Below are 14,489 nucleotides of genomic sequence, written 5' to 3'. Positions count from 1 at the left end.
GTGAAAGACAGAACCAATCATCTGCTTTCACAATGCAAATATAAGTGAATAAGATACATACAACCGATAAAAATCATGCAGAGAAGCTACATAAATCATGCAATGCACGATTTACATACTCTAAATAAAATATTTATTTCTATTTTTGAACCTGTAAATGAAACGAATAGGCACGAGTTATGAAAAAACACATTGCTTCCATTTTAATCTTGTCCTTGCTGTCTATCTTCCAGTCGGCAGCACAAACTTATTCCGTAAAGCGGTTGGGAATCGAACAAGGACTGTCTAATAATTATGTAGTCAGCATTACACAAGATAAACAAGGTTTTCTATGGTTTGCTACGGAAGAAGGGCTTAACAAGTTCGATGGAACCCGTTTCATCACCTATTATAAAAATGACCCGTCACAAAACAGTCAGGGAATCACCGGCAATGAGCTTAACCGGGTGTATGCCGACACTAAACGTCCTGTGATATGGATAGCTACCCAGCGTGACGGATTAAATGCCTATAACTATGACAAACAGGAATTCATCCCCTATCTGCACAATCCGGAGGATCCGCATAGTCTGATTACCAATGATGTAACGGATATCACCCCTTCTACCCAAAGTGCAGACGGTCTGTGGATCAGTACCTATTATAGAGGTATAGAATATCTCGACATCAACAGCGGACAATTTACCCATTACAATAAAAACACGATTCCCGGATTGTCCGATGAACAAACATGGACCGTATTGGACGGAGGAGACGGGAATTTATATATCGGCCATGTTAGCGGTGGTTTCAGCATTCTCTCGCTGAAAGACAAAAGTGTGAAAAACTTCCGACACGAGCCGGATAATCCGATGAGCCTGCCCGGAAATGATGTACGATGTCTCACCAAAGACACAAACGGGAATATCTGGCTGGGAACAGACAAAGGACTGGCTCTCTTCAACACTGCCGATAGCAACTTTATCACCTTCAAGAATAACAAAAACGACAAGCACGAAGCCTTATGTAACCGCATACTCGCCATCAAACAACTAAATGACAGCAAACTATGGATAGCCTCCGAGCTGAATGGCATTACCATACTGGATCTAAAACAAAGTATGTTTCTTTCACCGGACCAGATCTCCCTCGAATATATACAAGAAGGAGATGATAACCGAAGTCTTTCCAATGCAAGTGCCCGATGCATATTCCAAGATTCTTTTGACAATATTTGGATAGGGACGTGGGGAGGAGGAATCAATTTCATCAGCAGTACCCCTCCTTTATTCACAACATTGAGCTACTCTCCCATTCCCGGCAATGAGAACAGCCTGAACAACAAAGTGGCAAGCAGTCTTTGCACAGACAGACAAGGACGGGTGTGGATCGGTACGGACGGAGGAGGAATCAATGTATTTGAAGGGGACAAGCGCACCGCTATCTATAAAAAAGAAACCGGAGAAATTCCTTCAAATTTTATACTCACTTCCCTGCAAGACTCGAAAGGCAACTTATGGTTCGGTTCTTTCCAAGGAGGAATCAGTTACTATGACAGCCGCAACAGAACTTTCCGTTCCATCTCTCTGATGGGACAATCCAATCAAGATGTCCGTACAATCTACGAAGACTCCCGACATAATATCTGGGTAGGATACAGTGGAGGAATCATCGTACTGAATCCTCTGAACATGGAAATCATCCGGCATTATCATACAGGAAACAGCGAATTGCACAGTAACTTTGTACGTGCCATCGCACAGGATGAGAAAGGCCGGTTCTGGATCGGTACTTTCGGAGACGGACTTGGAGTATACAGTCCGGACCTGCAATTGATTCAAACCTTCGTACAAAGGGAAGGTTTCTGCTCCAACACCATCAACCAGATCATACAAGACAGACTGAAAAGAATGTGGGTGGGGACAGGAGAAGGACTGGTATGCTTCCCGTCAACCGACGCACTGACCTATAAAACTTACCAACGGAAAGATGGCTTACTCAATACCAATATTTGTGCCATAATGGAAGATAAGAAAGGTAATATCTGGTTCAGTAATAATAAAGGAATCAGTTGCTACGTCACGGATAAAAACTGCTTCTACAATTACGGTCATTCGGACGATGTCCCGGCAGGCAGTTTCTCAAGCGGCTGCGTAACGCAAAACAAGAATGGACTGATTTATTTCGGTTCAATCAACGGAGTATGTTGTTTCGATCCGGATATCACCATGAACGACCAAGCCAATCCGTCGGCTATCATCACTGAAATGAAAGTACTGGGACGGTTGAGCAATCCCGAAAATAATGACCTGTTCATCAATGTATCCAAAGGAGAACAGGTTGAACTGACCCATGCACAAAACAGCTTCGGGCTGACATTCAACGTACAAAACTACTCTCTGGTCAATCAAGTGGAATATGTGTATATGCTGAAAGGACTCGAGAATTCGTGGTACACGGTCAATGAGAACAATAGCGTGACATTCCGGAACATTCCCCCCGGAAAATATGAGTTTCTTATCAAAGCGCGCATTCACAACCAGGAATGGCCGGAAGAAGCCACCTCCCTGACTATCCGGATTAACCCGCCCCTCTGGCTCACCTGGTGGGCAAAGCTTATCTATGTCTTGATATCTGCCGGCATTGTATATCTAATCCTTCACGCATATAAGAAAAAGCTGGATTTGGAAAGCCTTTACACATTGGAAAAGAAGAACCACGAACAAGAACAGGAATTAAATCAGGAACGCCTGCGTTTCTATACCAACATCACACACGAACTGCGTACACCGCTAACCTTGATTCTCGGTCCGCTGGAGGATATGCAAAAGGATACCTCACTCCCGGTAAAACAAGCTCAGAAATTGTCGGTCATCCACCAAAGTGCATTACGCCTGCTCAACCTCATCAATCAGATATTGGAGTTCAGAAAGACAGAGACACAAAACAAAAGGCTGTGTGTCTGCAAAGGCAACATCGCCCCTTTGATCCATGAAATAGGTCTCAAATACAAAGAACTGAATCAAAAGACAAAGATTGATTTCCGAATTCAGATAGAAAAAGAAGAAATGCTTCTTTTCTTTGACAAGGAAATCGTCACTATCGTATTGGACAATCTGATTTCCAATGCCATCAAATATACGGAACAAGGATGTATTACCCTAAGCCTGTATCAGACCGTGCGCAATGAGGTGGCACATACGGAAATTAAAGTAAGCGATACGGGATACGGAATTTCCACTGAAGCGCTGCCACATATTTTCGACCGTTACTATCAGGAAAGCGGCAAACATCAGGCATCGGGAACCGGTATCGGTCTGGCTCTGGTAAAGAATCTCGTAGAACTGCATGAAGGAGAAATCCGTGCAGAAAGTGTGCAAAACGAAGGCAGCACTTTCTACATCAGCCTCTTGACGGATAATATCTATCCCAACGCCTTGCACGCCGACTCTACCGAACCTGCGGCAAAAGAGGATACTGCTCAAGCAACGACCTCCGAAAACACTTCAGAACCTACAGTAGACAATGGCAAACCGATCTTGCTGATTGTAGAAGATAATGAAGAAATACAGAAATACATTGCCGAATCCTTCTCCGATTCTTTTGAGGTAATCACAGCCGATAATGGAGAAGAAGGAAAGCAACAGGCGCTCAGCCACATCCCGGATATCATTGTCAGCGATATTATGATGCCTGTAATGGATGGTATTACCCTATGCCGGCAGTTAAAGGAGGATGTACGTACCAGCCATATTCCTATTATTCTGCTGACAGCCAAAGATTCGCTACAGGACAAAGAAGAAGGTTATGAAGTAGGCGCCGACTCTTACCTGACAAAACCGTTCAGCGCTTCTCTTTTGCGCAGCCGAATCAATAATCTACTCGAATCGAGAAAGAAACTGATTACCCAATTCCAAGCACAGCCTGTTCCGGGCAATCAGACGGATTTGAACGAGAAACGTATCATAATAGCCGAGGCTCTAAGCAAGCTGGATAATGAGTTTATTGAGAAAATAACTCTTTTAATCGAAGAAAACCTCTCTTCAGAGAAGATTGACATCACTTATCTTTCCGACAAGATGTGTATGAGCGGTTCCACTCTTTACCGGAAAATGAAAGCACTTACCGGACTTTCAACCAACGAATACATCCGGAAGGTGAAAATGCAGAATGCGGAACGGCTGTTGCTCGAAGGGAAGTTTAATATATCTGAAATTGCCTATAAAGTAGGAATGAACAGTACAGGCTATTTTCGCCAATGCTTCAAAGAAGAATTTGGTGTCTCACCCTCAGATTATCTGAAACAGATAAAGCAGATATAAAAAACTAAATGCAGATTCTCGCAAAGAACGGATAATCAAATCTACGAGAATCTGCGTTTAAATGACAATTACAGTCTACGACTCTACTCTTTATTCAATTCTTCAATCATAGCTTTAAGCAATGACTGGCTGTTATCCAACGGCAAATCTGTAGCCAAATCCCAACTCATCATTCCTTTCAGGCCCTGCTCTTTCGCATAACGTGTCTTGACACGGATATTATCTTGCCCGTCGAACACATACACTTCTCCTTTATAATTTACTTTATTCTCTGCCGGACTCGTAATCAGCCCATTCTGCACAAAACTAAAATAAGCTTCAGTCTTTTTCGAGTTATCCTTTGTCACTCCATAAAAGGGAACTCCTGCCACCAGCTTCTCTTTCGGAATACCATATTTCAATACCATCTGTATATCCGAACAATATTTCTCTACCGGAAAACGAACCGGTGAAGGACCATAACATTGAAGTGAAATAAAATCAACGGCAGCAATCGCCTCCTTACTTATCTTGTAAGAAACCGGATGCAAAGATACGCTGAGAATGTATTTATCGCCCAGCACTTCCCTCATCTTGAGAATAGCCAAACTGTAATCCTCATATTCTTTCGCATTCTCCGCCCATTCAAAGTCCAGGTCAATGCCATCAAGCTTATTTTGTCGGAGCACTTTCTTTATATTTTTTGCAAATGCCGTACGGGCGGTTTCATCAGCCACCATCGCCTTCCACTGACCACTGGAAGCTCCAATCCGTACTTTCGCCTTCGTCCCTTTCACCTCAGCACGAATGGATTTTATCAATCCCTCCCAAGTAGTGACTCCTTTACCTTGAAATGCACGAGGGTTCTCAAAAGAGAGCGATCCGTCCTTATTGGGATGGACATTTAATAGAATAAGGTCGTCGCTTGCCCGCAGACTTTCAGTAGCGACACGTCCCCGGTTGTAGAAATTTCCACGCACATAAGAACTTACAAAAGATTTCTGTTGTGCATAAAGACATACACCGACCAACAGAAACAGAGAAAAGATAATCTTTCTAGGTATTAGCATAACGATTAATATTTTATGAGTTTCAACCACAAAAGTATGCACTCTCAGCATAAAATGATGTTCAAAAATTACTATATAACTTCCAATAATCAACAGAAAGAGCACAAGTTTACACAAAAAATCCTATCTTTGTTCCCTGATGATAATAATTCACGAATAAGACTGATGCCAGAAGATTCATTTTGTATACAATATAAGAATTGTACAGGGTGTCCCAGAGCTACAGAAAACACTCTTGTATATAAGAACTTACCCAAAGGAGAACACATTCCTAAGGATAAGTGTACGCAAAATTGTATGCTTTTCATGCTTAAAGGCGAATTACTTATCAATAGTGAAGAGTACCCGGGAAATACCTTACATGAAAAGCAGTTTATCCTACAAGCCATCGGGTCAAAAATAGAAATACTGGCTCTTACGGACGTTGAATACATCATATTCTGGTTCAACGAACTCCCTCTACTCTGCGAAGACCGTTACAATGAAATAAAAGATCAAGCGGAAGCACCCTTGACCTACACCCCTCTGGTGATGAGCGAAAGAATTCATTCCCTTATCAGCAGTATGCCCGACTTCCTCAATGAAGAATCTCCCTGCAGCAAATATATCGAACTGAAATGTAAGGAATTGGTATTCCTGATTACCAATTTCTATCCGCTACCTCAATTAAAGACTTTCTTCTACCCGATCAGTACTTATACGGAGAGCTTCCAATACTTCGTGATACAAAATTACAGCAAGGTGAAAAGTGTGGAAGAATTTGCACATCTGGGAGGTTACACAACCACGACCTTCCGCCGACTCTTCAAAAATATGTACGGAATCCCCGTATACGAATGGATACTGGAGAAAAAACGGGAAGGCATTCTGGATGACCTCCAACACACTAATATGCGAATCACAGAGATATGTAACCGATACGGATTCGACTCTCTGTCCCACTTTGCGCACTTCTGCAAAGACTCTTTTGGTGACACTCCACGCGCCTTACGCAAGAAAGCAGCCAACGGTGAAAAAATCGGAAAGATTAGCGATTAAAGAATTATTTCTTTAATTCCTTGCTCAATCAATCTATTTCCCCTATTTTTGCAGTCCGTAAGAGGTGTAAAACGTCGAAATTTTAGTTCTAACAATTAAATAATTTAAATTCAATCATTTATGTGGTTAAGTAATTCATCTGTAGGAAGGAAAGTGGTGATGAGCGTTACCGGTATCGCCCTTGTCCTGTTTCTAACATTTCACATGGCGATGAACTTGGTTGCGATCATCTCGGCTGATGGTTACAACATGATTTGTGAATTCCTGGGAGCAAACTGGTATGCGTTAGTGGCTACCGCAGGATTGGCTGCTCTGTTCATCATTCACATCATCTATGCATTCTGGCTGACCATGCAGAACCGCAAAGCGCGTGGTAGCGAACGCTATGCAGTGACCGACAAGCCTAAAACCGTAGAGTGGGCTTCTCAAAACATGTTGGTGTTAGGTATTATCGTAATTGTAGGTCTTGGCTTACACCTCTTCAACTTCTGGGCAAAAATGCAGTTGCCGGAACTGATGCACAACATGGGTATGCACGCTGACACCCTGACGCTGGCTTACGCCGCTAACGGTGCTTATCACATCCAGCAGACATTCTCTTGCCCGACTTATGTGGTTCTTTACCTTGTTTGGCTGTTTGCTCTGTGGTTCCACCTGACTCACGGTTTCTGGAGTTCAATGCAATCACTGGGATGGAACAACAAAGTATGGATCAATCGTTGGAAATGCATTTCTAACATCTACTCTACGATTGTAGTACTCGGTTTCGCACTGGTAGTCGTAGTATTCTTTGTGAAAACACTGATTTGCAACGGTGCTTGCTAAATAGTAAATAGTAAATGATTAAATTGTAAATAATATTATGATCAAGATAGATTCAAAAATTCCAGAAGGCCCGGTGGCTGAGAAATGGACCAACTATAAAGCTCACCAGAAATTGGTGAACCCCGCTAACAAGCGTCGTTTGGATATCATCGTTGTGGGTACAGGTCTGGCAGGTGCTTCTGCAGCTGCTTCACTTGGTGAAATGGGTTTCAGAGTATTCAACTTCTGTATTCAGGACTCTCCACGCCGTGCGCACTCTATCGCTGCACAGGGTGGTATCAATGCTGCAAAGAATTATCAGAATGACGGTGACTCCGTTTACCGTCTGTTCTACGATACTGTAAAAGGTGGTGACTATCGTGCACGTGAAGCTAACGTATACCGTCTGGCTGAAGTGTCCAACGCTATCATCGACCAATGCGTGGCACAAGGTGTTCCTTTCGCCCGCGAATATGGTGGTACACTGGACAACCGTTCTTTCGGTGGTGCACAGGTATCCCGTACTTTCTACGCTAAAGGTCAGACCGGTCAGCAGCTGTTGCTGGGTGCTTACTCCGCATTGAGCCGTCAGGTAAACGCAGGTACTGTAAAACTGTATACCCGTTATGAAATGCAAGATGTGGTGATCGTTGACGGACGTGCCCGCGGTATCATCGCTAAAAATCTTGTAACAGGTAAACTGGAACGCTTTGCCGCTCACGCTGTAGTTATCGCTACCGGTGGTTATGGTAATGCTTACTTCCTGTCTACCAACGCTATGGGATGTAACTGTACAGCTGCTATCTCTTGCTACCGCAAGGGTGCTGTATTCGCTAACCCTGCTTACGTTCAGATTCACCCGACTTGTATCCCGGTACACGGTGACAAGCAGTCTAAACTGACTTTGATGTCTGAATCTCTCCGTAACGACGGTCGTATCTGGGTTCCGAAGAAGAAAGAAGATGCCGTGAAACTTCAGAAAGGCGAAATCAAAGGAAGTGATATTCCTGAAGAAGACCGCGACTATTACTTGGAACGCCGCTATCCGGCATTCGGTAACCTGGTTCCGCGTGACGTTGCCAGCCGTGCTGCTAAAGAACGCTGCGACGCAGGTTTCGGTGTAAACAACACTGGTTTAGCTGTATTCCTTGACTTCTCTGAAGCTATCAACCGCTTGGGTATCGACATCGTTCTCCAACGTTATGGCAACCTCTTCGATATGTATGAAGAAATCACTGACGTTAATCCGGGAGAACTGGCAAAAGAAATTAATGGCGTAAAATATTATAATCCGATGATGATTTATCCGGCTATCCACTATACAATGGGTGGTATCTGGGTAGACTACGAACTGCAAACCACTATCAAGGGTCTGTTCGCTATCGGTGAATGTAACTTCTCCGACCACGGTGCAAACCGCCTCGGTGCTTCTGCATTGATGCAAGGTTTGGCTGACGGTTACTTCGTATTGCCTTATACAATCCAGAATTATCTGGCAGATCAAATCACTGTTCCTCGTTTCTCTACTGATCTTCCTGAGTTTGCTGAAGCAGAAAAGGCAGTTCAAGCTAAGATCGACAAGTTCATGAGCATCCAGGGTAAAGAATCTGTTGATTCTATCCACAAGAAACTGGGTCATGTCATGTGGGAATATGTAGGTATGGGACGTACGGCAGAAGGCTTGAAGAAAGGTATTGCCGAACTGAAAGAAATCCGCAAGGAATTCGAAACGAATCTGTTTATCCCCGGTTCTAAAGAAGGTATGAACGTAGAGCTTGACAAAGCAATCCGTCTGTACGACTTCATCACAATGGGTGAGCTTGTTGCTTACGATGCATTGAACCGTAACGAAAGTTGTGGTGGTCACTTCCGTGAAGAATACCAGACTGAAGAAGGAGAAGCTAAACGTGATGACGAAAACTTCTTCTATGTAGCATGCTGGGAATATCAAGGTGACGATGAAAAAGCTCCGGTGTTGTACAAAGAACCGCTGGTATACGAAGCTATCAAGGTTCAAACCCGTAACTACAAGAGCTAATCGGTGAAGTTAAACATTTAAAAGAATTAGAAGAAAATGGATAAAAATATATCATTTACACTGAAGGTATGGCGCCAAGCTGGTCCGAAGGCTAAAGGTGCTTTTGAAACCTACCAAATGAAAGATATCCCCGGCGATACTTCCTTCCTCGAAATGCTGGATATTCTGAACGAACAGCTCATCAGCGAAAGAAAAGAACCGGTAGTATTCGACCACGACTGCCGCGAAGGTATCTGCGGTATGTGTTCTCTTTACATCAACGGACACCCGCACGGTCCTGCAACAGGTGCTACTACTTGTCAGATCTATATGCGTCGTTTCCAGGATGGTGATACGATTACTGTTGAGCCTTGGCGTTCGGCCGGTTTCCCTGTAATCAAGGACTTGATGGTAGACCGTACTGCATACGACAAGATTATGCAAGCTGGTGGTTACGTGAGCGTACGCACAGGTGCTCCTCAGGATGCTAACTCTATCCTGATTCCGAAGCCTATCGCTGACGAAGCTATGGATGCTGCTTCTTGTATCGGTTGTGGTGCTTGTGTAGCTGCATGTAAGAATGGTTCTGCCATGTTGTTCGTTTCTGCAAAAGTCAGCCAGTTGAACTTGCTGCCGCAAGGTAAACCGGAAGCTTTGCGCCGTGCAAAAGCTATGTTGTCAAAGATGGATGAACTGGGATTCGGTAACTGTACAAACACTCGTGCTTGCGAGGCCGAATGTCCGAAGAACATCTCTATCAGCAACATCGCTCGCTTGAACCGTGATTTTATCAGAGCAAAACTGAAAGACTAAGTTCCTATTTTCTAATAGTAAGAGCTTAATTTGATTAATAAAAGAATCCCCTGCCGACTAGTCCGACAGGGGATTCTCTTTTTTCAATTTTAGTAGTCTACTCTTCCGATATACTTGCAGTCTTTTCCTGTCCGGAACTCTTCCGATACTGCGAAGGCGACTTTCCAAATGAGTTCTTGAAACACTTGCTGAAATAGAAAGGATCGTTAATACCTACTTGAAAACCAATCTCCGATACATTCATTTCGGTCGTTAATAACAGTTCCGCCGCTTTCTTCATGCGGAGAATACGAACATACTCATTGGGAGAACACCCCACAATCCCTTTTAATTTATTATAAAAAGTAGTACGCCCGATATTCAAAGTCGGAGTATACGATTCAAGCTTAAACTCGGCATCTCCCATATTCTTCTCTACGATGGCATTAACTTTATCCAAAAACGCTTTATCTCTGTCAGTAGCACTTATCAACGGTTGCAATGTACCAGGTTCTGTAGCAAACTTACGCTGCAACTTCTCACGTTGCTCAACCAATTTCACTATACGAGCCAACAAATATTTCATACTGAAAGGCTTTGTAATATAAGAATCCGCTCCCGCCTGAATACCTTTCAGCTGATGTTCCTCTGATGAATAAGCTGTCAATAAGATAACAGGAATATGACTAATGTTGAAATTGGCCTTTAAACGCTTTGTAAATTCCAGCCCATCCATCTCTGGCATCATCACATCACAAACCACAATATCCGGCTGTTCCCCTATTAACTTTTCAAGTCCCTCTACTCCGTTAGAAGCCGTCGACACAGTAAAATACTTCCCAAGTTGAGCTTCAATAAGGTTACGGACATCATCGTCATCATCAATCACCATCACTTTATATTCTTTAAAAGGTTTATTTACCGATGTTCCTAGAATTTCTGCCGCACGTTCCTCTGAAATAGATATATCAGTAGTCAGTTCCGTCATCGCAATTTCTTTATCTTCCTTTATAGTCTCTATAATGTCGGCAGGATCATAATTTTCATCCGACATCGGGATAGTAAGTGAGAAGCAAGCACCTCCCAACAGCGAATCCACATAAGTTACCTGTCCTTTATGTACCTTAGCCAATTCCGCGGTCAAATGTAATCCAACACCAGTTCCCTCCGATGCATAATGAATCTGTTCAAAACGTACGAACAACATTTTTTGCTTATCAGCAGACACTCCCGGACCATTATCCGAAACACTCATCGTAAAGGTGTCATTTACCACTGAAAAGTCAAGTTTCATCACAATCTTACCCCCTACTGGAGTATTCTTAAAAGCATTGGACAAAAGATTATAAGCAATCTTATCCATTTTACTCCTATCAAGTAGCATAGTCTGTACAGGTTTATTAGATTCAAACAGATATTCTATTTGCTTCCTGGCAGCCATATCCTTAAACGTCAGATAAATATCATAAAAGAAGCGTTTCGTATCTGTTCGCTCAAGTTTTAGTTCCATCTTATTATTCTGTAAACGACGAAATTCCAATAACTGATCTACCAATCGGAGCAAGCGCCCCGAACTTTTTGAAAGCAGACTCAACTGTTTACTTACAGAAGAAGGCAGATCTCTTTGATTAACCAAATCCTCAATCGCCCCACGAATAATCGTCAACGGAGTACGAAACTCATGGGATATATTCGTAAAAAAACGCAATTTATACTCGGTCAATTGTTTCTCGACCTCCACTGCCATATTCAGACGATGCATCTTGAGAACAAGCCTCGATGTAAAATAAATGATGATTATCCCAAGGAAAATATACAAAAGAATAGCTTCAGTAGACTCCCACCAAGGTGGAAGAATTATAATCTCCAAAGTTGTTTCCTGATCACTCCAAACTCCGAAACTATTACATCCTTTCACTTTGAAAAGATACTTTCCCGGAGGAACATTTCTATATGCAGCTACATTATTACGTGATGATCTATTCCAATTAGACTCATATCCGTCTAAATAATAAATATATTGATTAAGCTCGGGAGCATGGAAGTTCAGCATCGTACATTCCAAATTAAAGGAATTCTGATTATATGCCAGAACCACCTTCCGGGTATTGATAATACTCTCAGTCAAAGGAGAATCCAGGCTTTCCGGTGTCACAGGATTTCCATTAATCAAGAAACCGGTAATTGCCACTTTTGGAGCATATGTATCAAATGTAATACCGGATGGATTAAATGTATATACTCCGTTATAACTGCCAAACATCAATTCTCCATTCTTTTTTTTCCAACAAGACAGCTCATTAAATATAGCAGCATGGCGGTTGTTTGAGAATATAAAATTCTCAAAACGCTTAGTATTTAAATTAAATTTCGAGATACCACTCTCTGTACTTACCCAAATAAACCCTTCTTCATCTTCCAAAATAGCTTGAATCGTTTCATTGGATAAACCGTCATCTGCCCCATAATGTTCAAAAGTAGATTGTTCTAATGATTCCCCTTTCACTAACAAATTAAGTCCTCCTCCGGTAGCTCCTAACCAAATACGCCCTTTACTATCTTCAAAGACAACCTTAACCTCATTGTGCCCCAAAGATTGTTGATCTTCAGCATACAAATGCAAAACCTTAAAATTCTGTTGATCCTCTATCAATCCATCCGGATCAAAAACAATAACTCCATCATTAGTTCCTATCCATACAATCCCTGTCTTATCTTGAATAATAGAACGCATCATATTCTGATGTCTATTATCAAAACTGAATTGCTTGAACCTCAACTGTTCCCGGGAACCTTCCGCAAGATGCAGCCCCCCACCAAAAGTTGCTAGCCACATACGATTTTTACTATCGCGCATTATGGTAAAGATATTATTGCTCGAAGATGATTGCCTGGTCTGATCATTCAGCGCATATTCTTTTATTATCCTGTCTCCTTGAGGAGATAGAATTAATAATCCCCCTCCTTTTGTTCCCAACCATTTATAACCAAGAGTATCTTCAGCAATTGTAAAGGGTAAACCACCTGTAATACGATGCTTATATAACTGATGTAAAGTAGAATCACAAACTTGCAAATTTCCATCACGCGTACCAAACCAATATCTTCCCTCTACATCCTGATAAATTAAACGAACAGCATTATCCCTATCAGCATTACCACCAGGAGTTGGATAAAATATATCAAAAGGATAATTGGTTAAAGAGATCTTATTCACTCCTCCCAACTCTGTACCTACCCAAACTTCTCCAGAAGTATCCTCAGTTATACAGAGTAAGTAATTAGTGGATAAATCTTTATCGGCAGTATAATGGTATTTTTTTCCCGTATTCTCATCAACGGCAAATAGACCATTACCAAATGTAGTTATCCAGATAATATCCCTTGAGTCATGATATATTTGGAAACGTTCCTGATTTATTAATGAAAGGACATCAGCAGGAATCAATGTCAAAGGCTCAAACGTATTATCAGTATGATGTCTCCATAGCACTCCCGACATATTATATACCCAAATGTGCCCCTTATTATCAATATAGAAGTTCGCATTACGCGGACTTGTCCCCTGAAAGAATCTTTCTGGGGAAACCCATGTTTTATTAATAGTATCAAATACAAACATACGTTCATTTGTAGCAATCATAACCAATCCGTCATTTAACACACATGAGCGGGCATGTCTCGCAGGTTCCGTTTGTGTAGGAACAAATAAAATAGCAGGCAAGAAATATTTCCGCAAATTATCAAAAATCAGAATACGATCTCCAGCTATAAAATACAAATCATCTAATTCCTGTGCGCCCCAAAATGTTGTTCCCTCCAACATTGTATTCACCTTATCATGAGCTACCATGAACAATTCTTTATCAGCTCCTATCCAAACTCTACGATCCGAATCTTCAAAGATAAATGTCACCGACTTATCCCGCAATTTCTTCTCTGTCGGTCTCCAAGAAACCAGTTCTCCATCTATGTGGCTCACACGACAACATCCTTTATCTCCCCACATCCACACATCACCATTAGAAGTAACCATTATTTGGCTAAAAATCTTAGTAGTATTCTGCGGATCATAATCAACAATTTTTTCCAATTTCATATCATAGCAGAAAAGAGTATTTGAGAAAGTACGTATCCAAATATAGCCATGTTTATCTTCGGTAATACTGCGAATTCTACTATCCGGTGATGATTGAGAGGTGGCAATTCCCGGCTGTATCACAACAAAATCCTTTCCGTTATAACGATTCAAGCCATTAATTGTTCCCATCCACATAAACCCATGACTGTCCTGCATCATACATCTAATTGTATTCTGTGACAAACCGTTGCGATCTGTGATAGTACTGATATTTAAAACATCAAAAGCAGCTACTCGACTGCAAAAAAGCAAAAGAATTAGGATTATACGGGCACTCCACATGGTGTTTTGATTTAAAGAATAACGCAAATATAAACGATAATATCGAAAAATCCTGCACAAAATCC

Annotated in this window: 7 protein-coding genes; 5 read left to right on the top strand and 2 right to left on the bottom strand. The window is 41.9% G+C overall.

Annotation, left to right across the window (positions count from 1 at the left end):
- The first annotated feature begins 179 nt into the window (after positions 1–179).
- Entirely contained in the window at positions 180–4,301 is a 4,122-nt protein-coding gene (locus ACNOGP_RS04910; RefSeq protein ID WP_418214223.1) for a hybrid sensor histidine kinase/response regulator transcription factor, read from the top strand.
- Positions 4,302–4,384: 83 nt separating this feature from the next.
- On the opposite strand, the gene ACNOGP_RS04905 is transcribed toward ACNOGP_RS04910, so the two are convergent.
- Positions 4,385–5,350, bottom strand: coding sequence for a glycosyl hydrolase family 18 protein (locus tag ACNOGP_RS04905; protein ID WP_418214222.1), 966 nt, complete (start codon positions 5,348–5,350; stop codon positions 4,385–4,387).
- A gap of 165 nt (positions 5,351–5,515) precedes the next feature.
- Here ACNOGP_RS04905 and ACNOGP_RS04900 point away from each other — a divergent pair, with 165 nt between their 5' ends.
- The 4 genes from ACNOGP_RS04900 to ACNOGP_RS04885 all read left to right on the top strand — a co-directional run bounded on the left by ACNOGP_RS04900 (position 5,516) and on the right by ACNOGP_RS04885 (position 10,022).
- Complete coding sequence (locus tag ACNOGP_RS04900; RefSeq protein WP_195532108.1) at positions 5,516–6,388, top strand: helix-turn-helix domain-containing protein; 873 nt, start codon at positions 5,516–5,518, stop codon at positions 6,386–6,388.
- A 120-nt stretch (positions 6,389–6,508) separates the two neighbouring features.
- The gene (locus tag ACNOGP_RS04895) at positions 6,509–7,213 is read left to right on the top strand and encodes a succinate dehydrogenase/fumarate reductase cytochrome b subunit (RefSeq protein ID WP_007762377.1); all 705 of its coding nucleotides are present in this window, start codon (positions 6,509–6,511) and stop codon (positions 7,211–7,213) included.
- A gap of 37 nt (positions 7,214–7,250) precedes the next feature.
- The gene (locus ACNOGP_RS04890; RefSeq protein WP_007762380.1) at positions 7,251–9,230 is read left to right on the top strand and encodes a fumarate reductase/succinate dehydrogenase flavoprotein subunit; all 1,980 of its coding nucleotides are present in this window, start codon (positions 7,251–7,253) and stop codon (positions 9,228–9,230) included.
- Between the two features lie 36 nt (positions 9,231–9,266).
- The gene (locus tag ACNOGP_RS04885; protein ID WP_007762383.1) at positions 9,267–10,022 is read left to right on the top strand and encodes a succinate dehydrogenase/fumarate reductase iron-sulfur subunit; all 756 of its coding nucleotides are present in this window, start codon (positions 9,267–9,269) and stop codon (positions 10,020–10,022) included.
- A 97-nt stretch (positions 10,023–10,119) separates the two neighbouring features.
- Here the strand turns inward: ACNOGP_RS04885 and ACNOGP_RS04880 are convergent, their stop codons facing one another.
- Positions 10,120–14,301 (bottom strand): two-component regulator propeller domain-containing protein, encoded by a 4,182-nt coding sequence (locus tag ACNOGP_RS04880; protein WP_418214221.1) that lies wholly within the window; start codon positions 14,299–14,301, stop codon positions 10,120–10,122.
- Positions 14,302–14,489 lie beyond the last annotated feature (188 nt).

Source organism: Bacteroides difficilis, assembly GCF_048319815.1.
In the GTDB taxonomy this organism is placed as follows: Bacteria; Bacteroidota; Bacteroidia; order Bacteroidales; family Bacteroidaceae; genus Bacteroides; species Bacteroides zhangwenhongii.
Note: the sequence above shows the minus strand (reverse complement) of the source record. Positions and strands in the feature narration are given on the sequence as shown.